Here is a 19,079-nt window from a genome sequence, read left to right as displayed (position 1 = left end):
ACACCGCCTGAAAGAGGCGGTGTTTCTGTAGGAGGGGTCTTTTCAGGCTGCGATCAGTTGCCGTAGGACATAGTGCAGGATACCGCCGGCCTTGAAATATTCCACTTCATTCAAGGTATCGATGCGGCACAGCACTTCGATCCGCTCCTGGCGACCATCCTCGCGAGTAATGACCAGGGGCAGGTTCATCCGTGGTGTCAGTTCGACGTCGCTCAGCCCAAGGATATCCAGGGTTTCCTTGCCGGTCAGGTTCAGGCTCTTGCGATTCTGGTCCAGCTTGAACTGCAGTGGCAGCACGCCCATGCCCACCAGGTTGGAGCGGTGGATGCGCTCGAAGCTTTCGGCGATTACCGCCTTGACCCCCAGTAGATTGGTGCCCTTGGCCGCCCAGTCACGACTCGATCCGGTGCCATATTCCTGGCCGGCGATGACCACCAGCGGCGTGCCCGTGGCCTGGTACAGCATCGCGGCATCGTAGATCGGCATTTTCTCGCCGTTGGGAATATAGATCGTATTGCCGCCTTCCTCACCGCCCAGCATCTCGTTGCGGATCCGGATATTGGCGAAGGTACCGCGCATCATCACCTCGTGATTACCGCGCCTTGAGCCATAGGAGTTGAAGTCCCGCGGTTCCACGCCCTGTTCGCGCAGATAACGGCCAGCCGGGCTGTCGGCCTTGATATTGCCGGCCGGGGAAATATGGTCGGTGGTGACCGAGTCCCCGAGCAGGGCCAGGACCCGGGCGCCCTCGACGTTTTGGATGACCGGCGGTGGCCCGCCGATGCCGTCGAAGAACGGCGGATGCTGGATATAGGTCGAGTCCGACTGCCAGACGTAGGTGGCTGCCTGCGGCACCTCGATGGCCTGCCATTGCTCGTCGCCGGCGAACACGGCGGCATATTCCTTGTGGAACATGCTGGTATCCACCTTGGCCACGGCTTCGGCCACTTCCTGGCTGCTGGGCCAGATGTCCCGCAGGTACACGGGTTTGCCGTCCCGGTCGTTGCCCAGGGGTTCGCTGCCGATATCGATGCGCACCGTGCCCGCCAGGGCATAGGCCACCACCAGGGGCGGCGAGGCCAGCCAGTTGGTCTTGACCAGCGGATGCACGCGGCCTTCGAAGTTGCGGTTGCCCGACAGGACCGAGGCTACCGTCAGGTCGGCCTTCTGGATGGCCTTTTCGATCGGCTCGGGCAATGGTCCGGAATTACCGATGCAGGTCGTGCAGCCATAGCCCACCAGGGCGAAACCCAATTGGTCCAGATACTCGGTCAACCCGGCGGCCCGGTAGTAATCGGTGACCACCTTGGAGCCGGGCGCCAGGGAACTCTTGACCCAGGGTTTGCGGGTCAGGCCTTTCTCCACGGCTTTCTTCGCCAGCAGCCCGGCGGCCATCATCACGCTGGGGTTGGAGGTGTTGGTGCAGGAGGTGATGGCGGCGATCACCACCGCGCCGTTCTTCAGGCGATGGGTCTGGCCTTCGAATTCATACTCGGCTTCTCCCACCTGATCGGCATTGCCCACCGCGACGCCGCCACCGCCTTCGCTTTCCAGGCGGCCTTCTTCCTTGCTGGTGGGTTTGACCTGCAACCCCAGGAAGTCGTCGAACGCCTGGCCGACGTTGGCCAGCGAGACCCTGTCCTGAGGCCGTTTGGGCCCTGCCAGGCTGGCGTCGACGCTGCCCATGTCCAGCTCCAGGGTGTCGGTGAACACCGGTTCCTGGCCAGGCAGCCGCCACAGGCCCTGGGCCTTGCAGTAGGCTTCCACCAGTTTCACGGTGTCCGCCGGTCGCCCGGACAGGCGCAAGTAGTCCAGGGTCACGTCGTCCACCGGGAAAAATCCGCAGGTGGCGCCGTACTCGGGGGCCATGTTGGCGATGGTGGCGCGGTCGGCCAGGGGCAGATCGGCGAGGCCGTCGCCATAGAACTCGACGAATTTACCCACCACGCCTTTCTTGCGCAGCATCTGCGTGACGGTCAGCACCAGGTCGGTGGCGGTAATGCCCTCGCGCAGCTTGCCGGTGAGTTTGAAACCGATGACCTCGGGAATCAGCATCGACACCGGCTGGCCGAGCATGGCGGCCTCGGCCTCGATCCCGCCGACGCCCCAGCCCAGGACACCGAGGCCATTGATCATGGTGGTGTGGGAATCGGTGCCCACCAGTGTGTCGGGAAAGGCGTAGGTGCGTCCTTCTTCTTCACGGGTCCACACAGTGCGTCCCAGATATTCGAGATTGACCTGGTGGCAGATGCCAGTGCCCGGCGGGACCACGCTGAAGTTGTCGAAGGCGCTCTGGCCCCAGCGCAGGAAGGCGTAGCGTTCGCCATTGCGCTGCATTTCGATATCGACGTTCTGCTCGAACGCCTGTTGGCTGGCGAACTTGTCCACCATCACCGAGTGGTCGATCACCAGGTCCACCGGCGACAGTGGATTGATCCGCTGGGGATCGCCGCCGGCCTTTTCCACGGCGGCGCGCATGGCGGCCAGGTCGACGACGGCCGGGACGCCGGTGAAGTCCTGCATCAGCACCCGGGCCGGGCGATACTGGATCTCGCGGTCGGAACGTCGTTCTTTAAGCCATCCGGCCAGGGCCTTGAGGTCGGCCCCGGTGACGGTCTTTTCATCTTCCCAGCGCAGCAGGTTCTCCAGCAGGACCTTGAGAGACATGGGCAGCCTGTCCAGGTCGCCCAGGCTTCGGGCAGCATCCGGCAGGCTGAAATAATGGTAGGTCCTGGCGTCGACTTGCAGCGTCTTGAGGGTTTTCAGGCTATCGAGGGAGGGCATTGAGATCACTCCTTTGAGTCCGCACGGCTACGGACTGACGGAACAGACAGAGCCTTTAACCTAGCCCTGATTTCAAGTAATGACTAATCACAGGACACCGCGGGCAGGTTTGGGGTTCCGAACTCCGTTATGATGCGCCGGTTTCGTGACAGGCTTTGCTACGGAGTTTCAATGAACACGCTTTTCATGCATTGCCGGCCGGGTTTCGAGGGAGAAGTCTGCTCCGAAATCGCCGAACACGCCGCGCGCCTGAACGTGGCCGGCTATGCCAAGGCCAAGCCGGCCAGTGCTTGCGCAGAATTCGTCTGTACGCAAGACGAGGGTGCCGAGCGATTGATGCGCGGCCAGCGTTTTGCCGATCTGATCTTCCCTCGCCAATGGGCCCGCGGCACCTTCATCGAGCTGCCGGAAACCGACCGCATCAGTGTCATCCTGTCCCACATGAGCGCATTCCCCACCTGCGGCAGCCTGTGGCTGGAGGTGCTGGACACCAACGATGGCAAGGAGCTTTCGAACTTCTGCAAGAAATTCGAGGGGCCCTTGCGCAAGGCGCTGATCGGGGCCGGCAAACTGATCGACGATGACGCCCGGCCGCGTCTGCTGTTGACCTTCAAGAGCGGCCGTGAAGTGTTTCTCGGGCTGGCGGAAGCCGACAACTCGGCAATGTGGCCCATGGGCATCCCGCGCCTGAAGTTTCCGCGGGAGGCGCCGAGCCGCTCCACGCTCAAGCTTGAAGAGGCCTGGCACCATTTCATACCCCGGGACCAGTGGGACGAGCGGCTGCACAGCGACATGACCGGTGTCGACCTGGGCGCCGCGCCGGGTGGCTGGACCTGGCAGCTGGTCAATCGCGGCATGCTGGTGACCGCCATCGATAACGGTCCGATGGCCGAGAGCCTGATGGAAACCGGCCTGGTGCAACACCTGATGGCGGATGGCTTTACCTTCAAGCCGAAACAACCGGTGGACTGGATGGTCTGCGACATCGTCGAGAAGCCGGCGCGCAACGCGGCGATGCTGGAGGAGTGGATCGGCGAGGGTCACTGTCGCGAGGCGGTGGTCAATCTCAAGCTGCCAATGAAGCAGCGTTATGCCGAAGTCAAACGTCTGCTCGAACGCATCGCCGATGGTTTCAAGGCGCGAGGCGTCAAGGTGCAGATCGGCTGCAAGCAGCTGTATCACGACCGTGAGGAGGTGACGTGCCATTTACGGCGGTTGGACACGAAGAAGCCGAAGTCCCGCTAGCCCTCGGAATTGATGCAGTTCCTTGTGGGAGCGAGTCTCGATGACGTCGGTACATTCAACATGGATGCAAGCTGACCCACCGCTGTCGCGAGCAAGCTCGCTCCCACAGGAGGCAGTGTGAAGCCAGGGGTGACCGAGCGCCGACATTGCGCGACAATGCCCGCCAGTTTCAGGAGTGAAAGATGAGTCAGATGAACGATACGCCGGTCGACGGCACCCTGGATGCCAGCGGTCTCAATTGCCCTGAGCCGGTGATGATGCTGCACCAGCACATCCGCGACCTGGTGCCGGGCGGGCTGTTGATGGTGATTGCCACCGATCCCTCGACCCGCCGTGATATTCCCAAGTTCTGCGTGTTCCTCGACCACCAATTGGTGGCCCAGGACGAAGAGAACGGCACCTACCGCTACTGGATCCGCAAGAAGCTCGCTTAACCCGCCGAGCGGCTGATGCGGATCTGCTTGCGTGCGCTGCGGGCCAGGCGGATCGACAGCATCAGCGCCGCGCAGCTCAAGCCAACGATCAACCCCTGCCACAGCCCGCTCGGGCCGCTGGCCGCCCCCAGCCAATCGGTCAGCCCCAGGGCGTAACCCACCGGCAGGCCGATGCCCCAATAGGCGAACAGCGTCAGGATCATCGTCACCCGAGTATCCTGGTAGCCGCGCAAGGCACCCGCCGCCGTCACCTGGATGCCATCGGAAAACTGGAACAGCGCCGCGTAGACGATCAGCATCGACGCCACTTCGATCACCACGGGGTCGGCGGTATAGATCGAGGCGATGGGGCCACGCAAGCCGAACATCAGGCTGGCCGACAGGCAGGCGTACGCCAGGGCGGCCCCCATGCCGACGCCGGCGGCAAAGCGTGCTTCCCGAGGCTGGCGTCGCCCCAGGGCCTGGCCGACCCGCACCGTCACGGCCATGCCCAGGGAATAGGGGATCATGAACACCAGGGAGCTGAAGTTCAGGGCGATCTGGTGCCCGGCCACCACCGTAGCGCCCAGGCTGCCGATCAGCAGGGCGATCACCGCAAAGATGCTCGACTCGGCGAACACGGCGATGCCAATGGGCAGGCCGATGCCCAGCAGGCGCTTGATGACCGTCCACTGCGGCCAGTCGAAACGGCTGAACAGACGGCTCGATCGATAGGCCGGTGCCCAGCGCGCCCAACCGGCCATGCCCAGGGCCATGACCCACATGACGATGGCCGTGGCCCAGCCACAACCGACGCCCCCCATGGCCGGCACGCCCAGGTGCCCATAGATGAAGATGTAATTGAGCGGGATGTTCAGTGCCAGCCCGCACAACCCCAACACCATCGCGGGTCGAGTGCGGCCCAGGCCGTCGCTGAAGCAGCGCAGTACGTGGTACAGCGCCACCGCCGGCAGGCCGGAACCGATGCCCCGCAGGTATTCCATGCACGGTCCGACCAGTTCGGGGTCCACCTTCATGAGGTGCAGGATCGGTTCGGCGCTGTACAGCGCCAGTGTCGCCAGCAATCCCACTGCCAATGCCAGCCACAGCGCCTGGCGCACCAGCGGTCCGATCTCGTCGAAGGTCCCGGCGCCGAAGCGCTGGGCAACTTTGGGCGTGGTGGCCAGCAATGTCCCGGTCATCAACAGGAACACCGGCACCCAGATGGAGTTGCCCAGTGCCACCGCCGCCAGGTCCCGTGGACCGACACGGCCGGCCATCACCGCATCGACAAAGCCCATGGCGGTGGTCGCCAGCTGCGCCACCATGATCGGCAATGCCAGGGCCAGCAGCGTCTTGAGCTCCAGGCGGACCCGGGCCGGGCGGGAGAGGGTGACGGCGGTGTCGATTACAGGATTCACAGGCGAAGCGTCCGAGAAATAGCATGAAACGGCGGATTCTACGCCTTGACACGGCGGTCAGGAAAAAACCTGTGTTGTGGATTTGTAATCGCCTGCTCGACTTGTGAATGCACGGGCTGAGCGGAACGCCTACACTGCCCATCCCGCCAAAGGAGCTCTGCCATGCTGATCGTCGCCGACGAAAACATCCCCCTGCTCGATGCATTCTTTCAAGGTTTCGGCGAGATTCGCCGGGTACCGGGGCGGGGCATCGACCGGGCGCTGGTCGCCCAGGCCGATATTCTGCTGGTGCGTTCGGTCAGCCAGGTCAACCGGGCGCTGCTGGAAGGCAGCAAGGTGCGCTTCGTCGGTACCTGCACCATCGGTACCGATCACCTGGACCTGGCCTACTTCGCCGAGGCCGGTATCCGCTGGGCCAGCGCGCCGGGTTGCAATGCCCGTGGCGTGGTGGACTATGTGCTGGGCAGCCTGATGACCCTGGCCGAGATCGAAGGCGCGGATTTGCGTCAGCGCACCTTCGGCGTGGTCGGCGCGGGCCAGGTGGGCGGGCGCTTGATCCAAGTGCTCAGGGGGCTGGGCTGGACGGTGAAAGTCTGCGATCCACCTCGCCAGGCCGCCGAGGGCGGGGACTATGTCAGCCTGGAGCAGATCATCGAGCAGTGCGACGTGATCAGCCTGCACACGCCATTGACCCGCGATGGCGGGCAGCCGACCTGGCATCTGTTCGACGAAGCACGCCTGAACATGCTCAAGCCTGGCACCTGGTTGATCAACGCCGCGCGTGGGCCGGTCATCGACAACGTCGCGCTGCGCAGCGTGCTGCTGGAGCGCGAAGACCTGCAAGCGGTGCTGGACGTCTGGGAGCAGGAGCCGACGGTGGATGTGGACCTGGCCGACCTGTGCGTGATCGCCACGCCACACATTGCCGGTTATAGCCTTGACGGTCGCCAGCGCGGCACGGCGCAGATCTACGCGGCCTTGTGCGATTTCCTGGAGCGCCCGGCGCAAGTCAGCCTTGCCGACCTGCTGCCCAGGCCATGGCTGGGTGGCATCACCCTGGATGCCGCGACGGACCCGGCCTGGGCCTTGGCGGCGCTGTGCCGCAGCGTCTACGACCCACGTCGCGACGATGCAGATTTTCGTCGCAGTCTCGTCGGCACGGTAGACGAACAGCGCCGCGCTTTCGATGCCTTGCGCAAGCATTACCCGCCACGCCGGGAGATCGACAGCCTGAAGGTGCACATCGAAGGGCACTCCCCGGCATTGCAGCAGATCGTGACCGCGCTGGGGGCCACCGCGGAATAGGGCCGTTTACGTGGCGCGATGGGGCTGGGATGACAGATAAGTTGCCTATCCAGGCAGGCAGAAAAAACCCGACGTCGAGGTCGGGTTCAGTTGAAGACGGGCTGTATCACTTTTGTTCGGCAGGCTTGACCAGTCGTTTCTCCAGCTCGCTGCAGGCTTTCTGGATCATGTCTTCGGTGATCGGGACTTCGCGCCCTTGGGCGTCGATGAACGAGCAGCCCAGGGACTGGTCCGGTTGCGTGCGGATCACTTGAATCTTGTCGTCGCTGCTGTGTTGCAAGGACATGGCCTGTCTCCTCATCAGGTTGTGTGCCTAGTTTAGTGTCGCCAGGTGACCGAGCCATGACACTCCTTGTAGGTTCATGGCGACACCTTCACTCAAACAGAAACATCGTTGCGTTTCCACCCAGACTTTAGACCGATAACATCTAGTCACTAGTCGTTGTGGTCATATTTAACCTGACTCATTCTGATTCAACTTGGTTCCGCTGTGTTTTCGGCACCGTTGCCGATCCCGTTCCCGTTGCATTATCGGACGTTCCTGAATGCTTTCTTCTCGACATCGCCGGGCCATTGGCCTGGCCAGTGGTTTTATCGCCCCCTACCGCAAGCAGGTCGCCGGTGCCTTGCTGGCCCTTATCGTCACGGCGGGCATAACCTTGTCCATGGGCCAGGGCATCCGGTTACTGGTGGATCAGGGCTTCATGACCCGTTCCCCTCATCTGCTCAACCAGTCCATCGGGTTGTTCATGGTGCTGGTGGCGGGGTTGGCGGTCGGCACCTTCGCCCGCTTCTACCTGGTGTCCTGGATTGGCGAGCGCGTGGTGGCCGATATCCGCCGCCAGGTGTTCAACCACCTGGTGTACTTGCACCCGGGGTTCTACGAGAACAACCGCAGTTCCGAAATCCAGTCGCGCCTGACCGCAGATACCACCTTGCTGCAATCGGTGATCGGTTCTTCGCTGTCGTTGTTCCTGCGCAATGCCTTGATGGTGGTCGGCGGCATCGTGCTGCTGTTCGTCACCAACCCCAAGCTCACCAGCATCGTGGTGATTGCCTTGCCGCTGGTGCTGGCGCCGATCCTGGTTTTCGGGCGCCGGGTGCGCAGCCTGTCCCGCGAGAGCCAGGACCGCATCGCCGATGTCGGCAGCTACGTCGCCGAAACCCTGGGCCAGATCAAGACCGTCCAGGCCTACAATCATCAGGTCCAGGACGAGGGACGTTTCGCCGTCACGGTGGAGCAGGCTTTCGACACGGCTCGCAAGCGCATCGCCCAGCGGGCCTGGCTGATCACGCTGGTGATCGTGCTGGTGCTGGGAGCGGTAGGGGTCATGCTCTGGGTGGGCGGCATGGACGTGATCGCCGGACGGATTTCCGGCGGTGAACTGGCTGCTTTCGTGTTCTACAGCCTGATCGTCGGCAGTGCCTTCGGCACCTTGAGCGAGGTGATCGGCGAGCTGCAGCGGGCAGCCGGTGCCGCGGAACGCATCGCCGAACTGCTGCGCTCGCAGAACATCATCCAGCCTCCAAGCTCGGGCCTGGTGACCTTGCCCCCGCGGGTGCGGGGTGATCTGCGTCTCGAGGGCGTGCGTTTTTCCTATCCCTCCCGGCCGGAAAGCTACGCGGTCGATGGCCTGGACCTGAGCGTCAGGGCTGGTGAGACCCTGGCCCTGGTCGGGCCGTCCGGGGCGGGCAAATCCACCGTGTATGACTTGTTGCTGCGATTCTACGACCCACAGCAGGGCCGGATCCTGATCGACGACGTACCGTTGACCCGGCTCGATCCGCTGGACCTGCGGCGTCATTTCGCCCTGGTGTCGCAGAATCCGGCACTGTTTTTCGGCACCGTGGAAGAAAACCTCCGCTACGGCAATCCCCAGGCGACCTCCGCGCAGGTACGCGAGGCGGCGCAGATCGCCCACGCCCATGACTTCATCGAAAAAATGCCCGATGGCTACCAGACCCACCTGGGCGATGGTGGCCTGGGGCTGTCCGGTGGCCAGCGCCAACGCCTGGCCATCGCGCGGGCGCTGCTGGTGGATGCACCGATCCTGCTGCTGGACGAGGCCACCAGCGCCCTCGATGCGCAAAGCGAACACTTGATCCAGCAAGCCCTGCCCAGTCTGATGAAGAACCGTACCACCCTGGTCATCGCCCATCGCCTGGCGACGGTGAAGAACGCCGACCGGATCGCGGTGATGGACCAGGGCAAAGTGGTTGCCGTGGGCACTCATCAGGAGCTGGTGGCCAGCAATGCGCTGTATGCGCGGTTGGCGGCGTTGCAGTTCGATGCTGGCCGGGAGTCGGCAACTGGCTGAGGACTGCCGCCGTAAGGTCCGGTAACCGACAAAAAAATGCCCGTGGCTTTCTATACGGGCATTTTTTTGCTTTTGAGGAACCGCTTGCCGCTTGAAGCTCGACGCTAACCCTCACTGATCATCGAAGTACCGCTCGTGCCAATCCACCAACGGCTGCGGCGAGTTGAGTTTCTGGCCGTAGATCACCGAGTAGGACAACACGTTCTGCACGTATTGGCGGGTTTCATCAAACGGGATGCTCTCGACCCAGACGTCGAAGCTCAGGTGATCGGCGCCACGCAGCCACTGGCGTACGCGCCCGGGGCCGGCATTGTAGGCGGCCGAAGCCAGTACGCGGTTGCCGTTGAACTGGCTGTGCACCTGGCTCAGGTAGGCCGCGCCCAGCTGGATGTTCTTGTCGGGGTTCAATACCTGCTGTGGCGAGGCCAGGGGGATGCTGAACTTGCGCGCGGTCTCCTTGGCGGTGCCGGGCATCAGTTGCATCAGGCCGGCGGCACCGACGCTGGAGCGGGCGTCATCCATAAAGGCACTTTCCTGGCGGGTGATCGCGAAGACCCAGCTCGAATGCAGGCCACGAACCTTGGCCTCGCGCACCAGGGTCTCGCGGTGGGCCATCGGGAAGCGGATGTCCAGGTCGTCCCAGTACTTGGCCTGGCTGATGGTGCGGATCGCCGGGAAATACCATTTCAGGTCATAGGCGAGTTTCGCCTGGGCGACCATTTCCTCCCGGCTGAAATGCCGGCTGACGTGGTACCACTCGCGGCGACCGTCGACGATCTGCCCGCGGGCATGAAACTCCAGCGCCCGGCGTACGCCAGGGGTATTGCGCACCTTGTTGACCAGCGCCTGGCTCATCACCAGCGGTTTGTTGACCAGGGAGTAGGGCGACTGGGAGCGGTCGGCGGCCAGGAACCCGTAGAAGTCCCGCTCACGCGCCAGGTGCTTGTAAAGCGCCTGTGCCTCGGGGTTCTGCGGTTGCGCCAGTTCCAGGCTACGGGCCTGCCAGTAGCGCCAGCGGTTGGTGGTGGCCAGCGACTCGGGCAGGCGCCGGCTCAATTCATAGGCCTCGTTCCAGCGACCCAGGCGCAGCAACAGGCGCAGGCGCCATTCCGACACGGTGTCGTCCCGCAGCTCTGGATCGTATCTGGTCATCACGTCCAGGGCACGACTGTCGAAACGCTTGGCCAGGGTCAGGCCGATCTCCCGGGCGATGGCGACCTTCTCGTCGCGGGAAAAGTGCATGGTGCTGGCGTAGCCGTCCAGCAATGCCATGGCTTTGTCAGGATCCTGGCGGGCGAGGCGGCGCAGGCCGAGGCTGACGATATCGGACATGGGTTCGTCCGCCGGGCTGAAGCGCGACGGCTGGTTGAGCAGTTCGGGTTTCTGCGCCACGTCCACCAGCAATTTGCCTCGGGGGGCGAGGGTGGTCAGGCCGCTGACCAGGCTGTTGGCCAGCGGATAGTTGCGGGCCTGGGCGGCCAGCTTGGCCCGCTCCCAGCGTTTCTGTTCCGTCAACTGGCCCTGGGAGGCCCACAGGCCGAACAGCGCGTCGCACGCCTGCGGCTGGGACTTGCCGGTGAGCCAGAGTTTCTCGGTGTTGGCGTAGCCTTCGGCCTTCAAGCCATGGGTGAGCTGGTATTGGGCATTGAGGCAGTCCAGTTCGGTGAAGTTGAGCTTGGGGTCGTAATACTTGACGAAGGTCTGCCAGTCGCCGCGTTCGCTCAGCCAGCGCAGCCAGCGCAACTTCATCCAGTTGGCCTGGGGCAGGTCACCGTGTTCAGCGAGGAACTTCTCGATTTCGGCGTTGCTGGCGCTCTTGAGGCGCGCGGTCAGTTCGTCATAGGCCAGGTACGGCTCCAGCGGATAGTCGCGCAAGGCCTGGCTGTAGCGCAAGTACGGGCCGGAGTCGCCCTTGGCCAGGGCACGCTTGGCCTCATCGTAATACTGGCGTTGAGTGGAGATATCCACCGCCTGGGCGGTCTGGATGGCAGTGGCACACACGAAAAAACAGGACAAGACACTAAAAAGGCGACTGCGCATGATACGTCCGGGCAGAAAAAACATGACAAGCCCAAGGGAAAACCCAGGGTAACTGTCTGTAGCTTAGCCTTTTGCCAGCAAGCGGCGAAAGCTTTGCGGGGCCATCGGTGCAAGTTCGCGGTTTTTGTCGCGCCGAACCTGTAAAGAGCCCTCGGGTGACGAAATAGGCGGCCCTGCAAGGTCCTATCTCGGGTAGAATGCGCGCCCGGTTTTTGGAGAAGCTCATGACCCTGCTCAAATTCAGCGATGTGTCCCTTGCGTTCGGCGCCATGCCGTTGTTGGACAAGGTGTCCTGGCAGATCGCCCGTGGCGAGCGGGTGTGCATCATCGGCCGCAACGGTACCGGCAAGTCCAGCATGATGAAGCTGGTCAAGGGTGACCAGAAGCCCGACGACGGCTCCGTCTGGCGGGCCCCGGGCCTGAAGATCGGCGAATTGCCCCAGGAATTGCCGGTGGCCGACGAGCGGACTGTGTTCGATGTGGTTGCCGAGGGCCTGGACGGCGTCGGTGCGCTGCTGGCCGAGTATCATCACCTGAGCCAGAACATCGTCACCGATGCCGACCTGGAAAAGCTGATGCACGTGCAGCACGACCTTGAGGCACGTGATGGCTGGCGCCTGCAGCAACTGGTCGACAGCACCCTGAGCCGCCTGCAATTGCCGGCCGACAAGACCCTGGCCGATCTGTCCGGTGGCTGGCGCCGCCGGGTCCTGCTGGCCCAGGCCCTGGTGTCCGAGCCGGACCTGCTGCTGCTCGACGAACCGACCAACCACCTGGACATCGGCGCCATCGCCTGGCTCGAAGAGGCCTTGAAGGACTTCCAGGGGGCGGTGCTGTTCATCACCCACGACCGTTCTTTCCTGCAGAACCTGGCGACCCGCATCCTCGAGCTGGATCGCGGCGGCCTGATCGACTGGAACGGCGACTACGCCAGTTTCCTGGTGCACAAGGAAGCCATGCTGGCGGCCGAAGAAACCGCCAATGCCTTGTTCGACAAGCGCCTGGCCCAGGAAGAAGTCTGGATTCGCCAGGGCATCAAGGCCCGGCGTACTCGCAACGAAGGCCGCGTACGCGCCCTCAAGGCCCTGCGTGTCGAACGCAGCGAGCGTCGCGAGCGTACCGGCAAGGCCAATATCCAGCTCGACACCGCCGAGAAGTCCGGCAAGCAGGTGATGGTGCTGGAGAACGTCAGCTTTGCCCATCCGGGCGGACCGCTCCTGGTCAAGGACTTTTCCATGGTCCTGCAGCGGGGCGACCGTATCGGCCTGCTGGGTGCCAACGGCACCGGCAAGACCACCTTGCTCAAGCTGATGCTCGGTGGCCTGACGCCTACCAGCGGCAAGGTAGAAGAGGGCACCAGGATCGATGTCGCCTACTTCGACCAGTTGCGCCATCAGCTGGATCTGGAAAAGACGGTGATCGACAACGTCGCCGAGGGCCGCGACTTCATCGAGATCGATGGCCAGAGCCGCCACGTACTGAGCTACCTGGGCGACTTCCTGTTCAGCCCCCAGCGTGCGCGTACGCCGGTCAAGGCCTTGTCCGGCGGTGAGCGTGCCCGTCTCTTGCTGGCGAAGCTGTTCAGTAAGCCGGCGAACCTGCTGGTGCTCGACGAACCGACCAACGACCTGGACGTGGAAACCCTGGAGTTGCTGGAAGAAGTGTTGCTGACCTTCAGCGGCACGGTGCTGATGGTCAGTCACGACCGGGCCTTCCTCGACAACGTGGTTACCAGCACCCTGGTGTTCGAAGGCGAGGGACAGGTTCGCGAATACGTCGGCGGGTATCAGGACTGGTTGCGCCAGGGTGGCTCGCCGCGCCTCCTGGGCGTGACCGAGAGCAAGTCCGGCAAGGCCGACCTGAACTCGGCCGTGGTCAAGGCCGAACCTGCACCGGTTGTCTCGGCTGCCGCCCCGGCACCGGCCAGGAAAAAACTCAGCTATAAGCTGCAGCGCGAGCTGGAAGCCTTGCCCGGCGATATCGAGGCCAAGGAAGCGCAGATCGCGGCGGTGGAAGCTGAAATGGCGGAGGCCGGTTTCTATCAGCGCCCTCCCGCCGAAACCGCCAAGGTGATCGCGCAGCTGGAGCAGTTGCAGGCCGAGCTGGATGCCTTGGTCGAGCGCTGGGCCGAACTGGACGCGTGATCAACCGTTGCAAGTAAATCCCGGCGTTCAGCAATGAATACCGGGATTTTCATTTGAAACGCTCTCCATGGGGAGCAAGCAGGCTCGCTCCCCATGGATCATGTGCGCTTGATCAGGTGCACCGCCAGCACATCGCAAGGCGCGCCGTGCAGCACATCATTGGCGGTAGAGCCCAGCAGCAGTGCCAGGCCATGGCGACCGTGGCTGCCGACCACGATCAGGTCGCAGCCCTGTTCCTTGGCCAGGTGGTGGATTTCCTGGCGCGGCTGGCCGTAGGTCAGGTGGCTGAATTCCTTCTTCAGGGCCGGATATTTCGCGATCAGTCGGTCAAGGCGTTCCTTGGCCTGGTCGAATTGCTGTTGTTGCAGCTGGGATAGGTCCATTGGCACGTCGCCGCCGAAGGCCATGGCCATCGGTTCGACGATATGCACCAGCGAAAGCTTGGTGTCTCGGCCTTCGCAAAGCGCGAGGGCACGCTTGACGACGGGATCGCATTCTTCAGTAAGGTCGACGGCGACCAGGATGTGTTCGTAGTACATGGAAAGCACTCCAGAGAATTGCGATACGGTTAAGTATGGCTGGTTTCAAGCGCATTGACGGCGACCTCGGTCAATGGCCCATCAGAATTCGGGAGTACAGATATGACGGTCTGGATAGTGGTGTCAATCCTGCTGGTGGTGTTGAGCCCCCTGGCATGGTTGCGGCCGTCCCGTGTACAGAGCGGTCGCATGGTCCTGCGCATGGAGGCGCGGCGCCTCGGCCTGGCCATGCAACTGGCACCCCAGGAGTGGCCGCACTGGCTCGAGCCGCAGCCACCGAATCCTTGCGCCCAGTACCTCCGGCCCCGGCGCGGCAAGCAACCGGCCAGTTGGAGCTACTGGCAAAGCGCGCCAGGTGTCTGGGTCAACCAGTGGCGGGAAGCCTGCCAGGATGAGGCGCTGCTCGCCCATCTGGAGAAGCTGCCCGCCAACGTCTACAAGATCGAAGCCGATCGGCAAATGATCGCGTTGTACTGGGGCGAAAAAGGCGAGGCCACTGTATTGCAGGACATTTCCGATGTGCTCAAGGCATTGGCTTGACGGGGCGGCGAAAGGTCATGGGGCGTCTCCGTCCGCACCCATAAAAAAGCCCGACAGCTTCATCGGGCGGGTTGGCCAGGCAGGCCGGTAAACAGAATTCTTGTCCGGACGTTCGTTCGCGACCTCATCAGCCGACCGTTTTCAAACGCACTTACGCCAGCATAGCCGGTCGAAATCAGCGTGCCTGGAATTAGGGCGACTTTTCTAATTATTGATCTTATGAATGGCCTTGCATGCGGCGCCGTGTTGCGGATCCGTACGGTACGGAAATGACTGTCAAGTCGCGCTCGGCGCCCTGTTTAGGGCGATTGACAATTGTCGGAATTTCCGTGAAGGTGACGTACCCAAATCAAACGGGCGTATGAATTGAGCGTTTGTATTTTCCGAATGCTCCTACAGAACCCCGACTATCGCGTTGGCGGGTGTGCCTGGCGGATTGGCGTAGCATCGACGGTAACGTCAATGCCGAACCAGTGGTCAGCGTTCAACGTGTACTGTTCAGCGTCCATATCGTGGAGATCAGTTGATGATTTACGAAGGTAAAGCCATCACGGTTAAGGCTCTTGAAAGCGGCATCGTCGAACTCAAGTTCGACCTCAAGGGTGAGTCCGTCAACAAGTTCAACCGTCTAACCCTGAATGAATTGCGTCAGGCCGTGGACACTATCAAGGCAGATGCTTCGATCAAGGGTGTGATCGTCAGCAGTGGCAAGGACGTCTTCATCGTCGGCGCCGACATCACCGAGTTCGTCGACAACTTCAAGCTGCCCGATGCCGAACTGATCGCCGGCAACCTCGAAGCCAACCGTATCTTCAGCGATTTCGAAGACCTCAATGTTCCGACCGTCGCGGCCATCAACGGTATCGCCCTGGGTGGCGGCCTGGAAATGTGCCTGGCGGCGGATTATCGCGTCATGTCCACATCGGCCAAGATCGGCCTGCCGGAAGTCAAGCTGGGCATCTATCCGGGCTTTGGTGGCACCGTGCGCCTGCCCCGCCTGATCGGCGTCGACAACGCCATCGAATGGATTGCCGCCGGCAAGGAAAACCGTGCCGAAGACGCGCTGAAAGTCGGTGCCGTGGATGCCGTGGTCGAGCCTGGCAAACTCCAGGAGGCCGCCCTCGAGCTGGTCAAGCGTGCCATCAGCGGTGAGTTCGATTACAAGGCCAAGCGCCAGCCGAAGCTGGAAAAGCTCAAGCTCAACGCCATCGAACAGATGATGGCTTTCGAAACCGCCAAGGGTTTCGTGGCCGGCCAGGCTGGCCCGAACTACCCGGCGCCGGTCGAAGCCATCAAGACCATTCAGAAAGCCGCGAACTTCGGTCGCGACAAGGCCCTGGAAGCCGAAGCCGCCGGCTTCGTCAAACTGGCCAAGACCTCCGCTGCACAAAGCCTGATCGGTCTGTTCCTCAATGACCAGGAACTGAAGAAAAAGGCCAAGGCCTACGACGAAATCGCGCGTGACGTGAAGCAGGCTGCCGTGCTGGGCGCCGGCATCATGGGCGGTGGTATCGCTTATCAGTCGGCGTCCAAGGGCACGCCGATCCTGATGAAAGACATCAACGAGCACGGTATCGAGCAAGGCCTGGCCGAAGCCGCCAAACTGCTGGTGGGCCGCGTCGACAAAGGCCGCATGACCGCCGCGAAGATGGCCGAAGTGCTCAACGGCATTCGCCCGACCTTGTCCTATGGTGACTTCGGCCATGTCGACCTGGTGGTCGAAGCGGTTGTCGAGAATCCGAAGGTCAAGCAGGCGGTATTGGCTGAAGTCGAAGACCAGGTCAAGGAGGACACCATCCTTGCTTCGAACACTTCGACCATTTCCATCTCGCTGCTGGCCAAGGCCCTCAAGCGCCCGGAGAACTTCGTGGGCATGCACTTCTTCAACCCGGTGCACATGATGCCGCTGGTGGAAGTGATCCGGGGCGAGAAGTCCAGCGAACAGGCTATCGCCACCACCGTGGCCTACGCCAAGAAAATGGGCAAGAACCCGATCGTCGTCAACGACTGCCCGGGCTTTTTGGTCAACCGCGTGCTGTTCCCGTACTTCGGCGGTTTTGCCAAGCTGGTCAGCGCCGGCGTGGACTTCGTGCGCATCGACAAGATCATGGAGAAATTCGGCTGGCCGATGGGCCCGGCCTACCTGATGGACGTGGTCGGCATCGACACCGGTCACCATGGCCGCGACGTCATGGCCGAAGGTTTCCCGGACCGCATGAAGGACGACCGTCGTTCCGCCGTTGACGTGCTCTATGAAGCCAAGCGCCTGGGCCAGAAGAACGGCAAGGGCTTCTATGCCTACGAAACCGACAAGCGCGGCAAGCAGAAGAAAGTGGCCGACCCGTCGGTGCTGGAAGTGCTCAAGCCGATCGTCTATGAGCAGCGCGAAGTCACCGACGAGGACATCATCAACTGGATGATGATCCCGCTTTGCCTGGAGACCGTGCGTTGCCTGGAAGACGGCATTGTCGAAACCGCCGCCGAAGCCGACATGGGTCTGGTCTACGGTATCGGTTTCCCTCCATTCCGTGGCGGTGCGCTGCGCTACATCGATTCGATCGGTGTTGCACAGTTCGTTGCCCTGGCTGACCAGTACGCTGATCTGGGCGCGCTGTACCACCCCACCGCGAAGCTGCGTGAAATGGCCAAGAACGGCCAGAGCTTCTTCGGTTAAGCGCCCAACGACTAGAGCGAGAGAACATTTATGAGCTTGAATCCTAGAGACGTCGTGATCGTCGACTTCGGTCGTACGCCGATGGGCCGCTCCAAGGGCGGCATGCACCGCAACACCCGTGCCGAGGACATGTCGGCGCACCTGATCAGCAAGCTGCTGGAGCGCAACGTCAAGGTCGACCCCAATGAAGTCGAAGACGTGATCTGGGGCTGTGTGAACCAGACCCTGGAGCAGGGCTGGAACATCGCCCGCATGGCTTCGCTGATGACCCAGATTCCCCACACGTCGGCCGGCCAGACCGTCAGCCGCCTGTGCGGTTCCTCCATGAGCGCGCTGCACACCGCCGCCCAGGCGATCATGACTGGCAACGGTGACGTGTTCGTCGTCGGTGGTGTCGAGCACATGGGCCACGTGAGCATGATGCACGGCGTCGATCCGAACCCGCATATGTCGCTGTATGCGGCAAAGGCCTCCGGCATGATGGGCCTGACCGCGGAAATGCTCGGCAAGATGCACGGCATCACCCGCGAACAGCAGGACGCCTTTGGCGTGCGCTCCCACCAGCTCGCCCACAAGGCGACCGTGGAAGGCAAGTTCAAGGACGAGATCATCCCGATGCAGGGTTACGACGAGAACGGCTTCCTGAAGTTGTTCGACTACGACGAAACCATCCGTCCGGAAACCACCCTGGAAAGCCTGGCGACCCTCAAGCCGGCCTTCAACCCGAAGGGTGGTACCGTGACGGCCGGCACTTCGTCGCAGATCACCGATGGTGCCTCGTGCATGATCGTGATGTCCGCCCAGCGTGCCCAGGACCTGGGGATCCAGCCGATGGCCGTGATTCGTTCGATGGCGGTAGCGGGTGTGGATCCGGCGATCATGGGCTATGGTCCAGTACCGGCTACCCAGAAAGCCCTGAAGCGTGCCGGCCTGAGCATGGCCGATATCGACTTCATCGAGCTCAACGAAGCTTTCGCTGCACAGGCCCTGCCGGTGCTGAAAGATCTGAAAGTGCTCGACAAGATGGACGAGAAGGTTAACCTGCACGGCGGCGCGATCGCCCTGGGACACCCGTTCGGTTGCTCCGGTGCGCGTATCTCCGGTACGTTGCTGAACGTCATGAAACAGAACGGCGGCACTTTCGGGGTGTCCACCATGTGCATTGGCCTTGGCCAAGGCATCGCCACTGTCTTCGAACGCGTCTAAGCGTTGCGTCGATGGAAGCCGGGGCCGAGTGCCCCGGTTTTTGTTTTTCCGGATTTATTTTGTTTTTATTTTGAAAGGACTTGAGCGAGGGCCGAAGCATGCCGATACAACCAGGGCTCTACCAACATTACAAAGGTCCGCAGTACCGCGTATTCAGCATCGCGCGGCATTCCGAGACCGAGGAAGAAGTGGTCTTCTACCAGGCCCTGTATGGCGATTACGGCTTTTGGGTGCGTCCCTTGAGCATGTTCCAGGAGTCCGTCGAGGTTGACGGCGAACAGGTGCCGCGCTTTGCTTTGGTGCAGGCCGAAGAGAGCATTTTTTCCAGGCCATGAGGCCTTCGTGCGGGACCCCCTGCGCTTGACCTCACCTTACAGCCACTATATATAGCGGTGCCGCGTCAGGCGCCAACCGCCTTTCACTTTTTAGAATTCAGGAATTTTCTGATCC

At 62.3% G+C, this 19,079-nt stretch carries 14 protein-coding genes; 9 read left to right on the top strand and 5 right to left on the bottom strand.

Annotated elements, in window-relative coordinates; genetic code table 11:
- Window positions 1-42: 42 nt before the first annotated feature.
- Entirely contained in the window at window positions 43-2,784 is a 2,742-nt protein-coding gene (gene acnA / locus BT179_RS02310) for an aconitate hydratase AcnA (RefSeq protein WP_072389029.1), read from the bottom strand.
- A 171-nt stretch (window positions 2,785-2,955) separates the two neighbouring features.
- Here acnA and rlmM point away from each other — a divergent pair, with 171 nt between their 5' ends.
- Together rlmM and tusA are read left to right on the top strand one after the other, a co-directional pair.
- Window positions 2,956-4,029 carry a 23S rRNA (cytidine(2498)-2'-O)-methyltransferase RlmM gene (gene rlmM, locus BT179_RS02305; protein WP_072389027.1) on the top strand — a complete coding sequence of 358 codons (1,074 nt, stop codon included), beginning with the start codon at window positions 2,956-2,958 and terminating at the stop codon, window positions 4,027-4,029.
- Between the two features lie 182 nt (window positions 4,030-4,211).
- Window positions 4,212-4,463 carry a sulfurtransferase TusA gene (tusA, locus tag BT179_RS02300; protein ID WP_072389025.1) on the top strand — a complete coding sequence of 84 codons (252 nt, stop codon included), beginning with the start codon at window positions 4,212-4,214 and terminating at the stop codon, window positions 4,461-4,463.
- On the opposite strand, the gene BT179_RS02295 is transcribed toward tusA, so the two are convergent.
- On the bottom strand, window positions 4,460-5,863 hold the full coding sequence (locus BT179_RS02295; RefSeq protein WP_072430350.1) for an MATE family efflux transporter: 1,404 nt from the start codon (window positions 5,861-5,863) through the stop codon (window positions 4,460-4,462). The two genes, tusA and BT179_RS02295, sit on opposite strands and share 4 nt — an antisense overlap.
- A gap of 162 nt (window positions 5,864-6,025) precedes the next feature.
- On the opposite strand from BT179_RS02295, the gene pdxB reads away from it, so the two are divergent.
- A complete protein-coding gene (gene pdxB / locus BT179_RS02290) occupies window positions 6,026-7,168 on the top strand; it encodes a 4-phosphoerythronate dehydrogenase PdxB (protein ID WP_072430351.1) in 1,143 nt (380 codons plus the stop codon).
- 106 nt (window positions 7,169-7,274) lie between these two features.
- Here the strand turns inward: pdxB and BT179_RS02285 are convergent, their stop codons facing one another.
- Window positions 7,275-7,454, bottom strand: coding sequence for a PA1571 family protein (locus BT179_RS02285; protein ID WP_003199629.1), 180 nt, complete (start codon window positions 7,452-7,454; stop codon window positions 7,275-7,277).
- Between the two features lie 259 nt (window positions 7,455-7,713).
- Here BT179_RS02285 and BT179_RS02280 point away from each other — a divergent pair, with 259 nt between their 5' ends.
- On the top strand, window positions 7,714-9,486 hold the full coding sequence (locus BT179_RS02280) for an ABC transporter transmembrane domain-containing protein (protein ID WP_072389019.1): 1,773 nt from the start codon (window positions 7,714-7,716) through the stop codon (window positions 9,484-9,486).
- A 111-nt stretch (window positions 9,487-9,597) separates the two neighbouring features.
- Here the strand turns inward: BT179_RS02280 and BT179_RS02275 are convergent, their stop codons facing one another.
- Window positions 9,598-11,526, bottom strand: coding sequence for a transglycosylase SLT domain-containing protein (locus BT179_RS02275; protein WP_072389017.1), 1,929 nt, complete (start codon window positions 11,524-11,526; stop codon window positions 9,598-9,600).
- Between the two features lie 224 nt (window positions 11,527-11,750).
- Between BT179_RS02275 and BT179_RS02270 the strand changes: the two genes are divergently transcribed.
- The gene (locus BT179_RS02270) at window positions 11,751-13,670 is read left to right on the top strand and encodes an ATP-binding cassette domain-containing protein (protein ID WP_072389015.1); all 1,920 of its coding nucleotides are present in this window, start codon (window positions 11,751-11,753) and stop codon (window positions 13,668-13,670) included.
- A 98-nt stretch (window positions 13,671-13,768) separates the two neighbouring features.
- Here BT179_RS02270 and BT179_RS02265 read toward each other — a convergent pair whose 3' ends face one another.
- On the bottom strand, window positions 13,769-14,209 hold the full coding sequence (locus tag BT179_RS02265; RefSeq protein WP_072389013.1) for a universal stress protein: 441 nt from the start codon (window positions 14,207-14,209) through the stop codon (window positions 13,769-13,771).
- A 102-nt stretch (window positions 14,210-14,311) separates the two neighbouring features.
- Here BT179_RS02265 and BT179_RS02260 point away from each other — a divergent pair, with 102 nt between their 5' ends.
- The 4 genes from BT179_RS02260 (at window position 14,312) to BT179_RS02245 (ending at window position 18,964) form a co-directional block, all read left to right on the top strand.
- Window positions 14,312-14,749: a hypothetical protein gene (locus BT179_RS02260; RefSeq protein WP_072430352.1), complete on the top strand. Its 438-nt coding sequence runs from the start codon at window positions 14,312-14,314 to the stop codon at window positions 14,747-14,749.
- 526 nt (window positions 14,750-15,275) lie between these two features.
- Window positions 15,276-17,423 carry a fatty acid oxidation complex subunit alpha FadB gene (gene fadB, locus BT179_RS02255; RefSeq protein ID WP_072389009.1) on the top strand — a complete coding sequence of 716 codons (2,148 nt, stop codon included), beginning with the start codon at window positions 15,276-15,278 and terminating at the stop codon, window positions 17,421-17,423.
- A gap of 30 nt (window positions 17,424-17,453) precedes the next feature.
- On the top strand, window positions 17,454-18,629 hold the full coding sequence (fadA, locus tag BT179_RS02250) for an acetyl-CoA C-acyltransferase FadA (RefSeq protein WP_053158700.1): 1,176 nt from the start codon (window positions 17,454-17,456) through the stop codon (window positions 18,627-18,629).
- A gap of 98 nt (window positions 18,630-18,727) precedes the next feature.
- Entirely contained in the window at window positions 18,728-18,964 is a 237-nt protein-coding gene (locus tag BT179_RS02245; protein WP_072389007.1) for a DUF1653 domain-containing protein, read from the top strand.
- Window positions 18,965-19,079 lie beyond the last annotated feature (115 nt).

It is taken from the genome of Pseudomonas sp. NFACC43 (genome assembly GCF_900119645.1).
In the GTDB taxonomy this organism is placed as follows: domain Bacteria; phylum Pseudomonadota; class Gammaproteobacteria; order Pseudomonadales; family Pseudomonadaceae; genus Aquipseudomonas.
The sequence above is the reverse complement of the archived record's forward strand: the minus strand, read 5'-3'. Positions and strand labels throughout refer to the sequence as shown.

Bases quoted from the DNA above. Each gene is read 5' to 3' on its own strand.
- pdxB (WP_072430351.1), top strand. From the start codon at position 6,026: ATGCTGATCGTCGCCGACGAAAACATCCCCCTGCTCGATGCATTCTTT.
- BT179_RS02245 (WP_072389007.1), top strand. From the start codon at position 18,728: ATGCCGATACAACCAGGGCTCTACCAACATTACAAAGGTCCGCAGTAC.
- acnA (WP_072389029.1), bottom strand. From the start codon at position 2,784: ATGCCCTCCCTCGATAGCCTGAAAACCCTCAAGACGCTGCAAGTCGAC.
- BT179_RS02285 (WP_003199629.1), bottom strand. From the start codon at position 7,454: ATGTCCTTGCAACACAGCAGCGACGACAAGATTCAAGTGATCCGCACG.
- fadB (WP_072389009.1), top strand. From the start codon at position 15,276: ATGATTTACGAAGGTAAAGCCATCACGGTTAAGGCTCTTGAAAGCGGC.
- BT179_RS02260 (WP_072430352.1), top strand. From the start codon at position 14,312: ATGACGGTCTGGATAGTGGTGTCAATCCTGCTGGTGGTGTTGAGCCCC.
- BT179_RS02265 (WP_072389013.1), bottom strand. From the start codon at position 14,209: ATGTACTACGAACACATCCTGGTCGCCGTCGACCTTACTGAAGAATGC.
- fadA (WP_053158700.1), top strand. From the start codon at position 17,454: ATGAGCTTGAATCCTAGAGACGTCGTGATCGTCGACTTCGGTCGTACG.
- BT179_RS02280 (WP_072389019.1), top strand. From the start codon at position 7,714: ATGCTTTCTTCTCGACATCGCCGGGCCATTGGCCTGGCCAGTGGTTTT.
- rlmM (WP_072389027.1), top strand. From the start codon at position 2,956: ATGAACACGCTTTTCATGCATTGCCGGCCGGGTTTCGAGGGAGAAGTC.
- tusA (WP_072389025.1), top strand. From the start codon at position 4,212: ATGAGTCAGATGAACGATACGCCGGTCGACGGCACCCTGGATGCCAGC.
- BT179_RS02275 (WP_072389017.1), bottom strand. From the start codon at position 11,526: ATGCGCAGTCGCCTTTTTAGTGTCTTGTCCTGTTTTTTCGTGTGTGCC.
- BT179_RS02270 (WP_072389015.1), top strand. From the start codon at position 11,751: ATGACCCTGCTCAAATTCAGCGATGTGTCCCTTGCGTTCGGCGCCATG.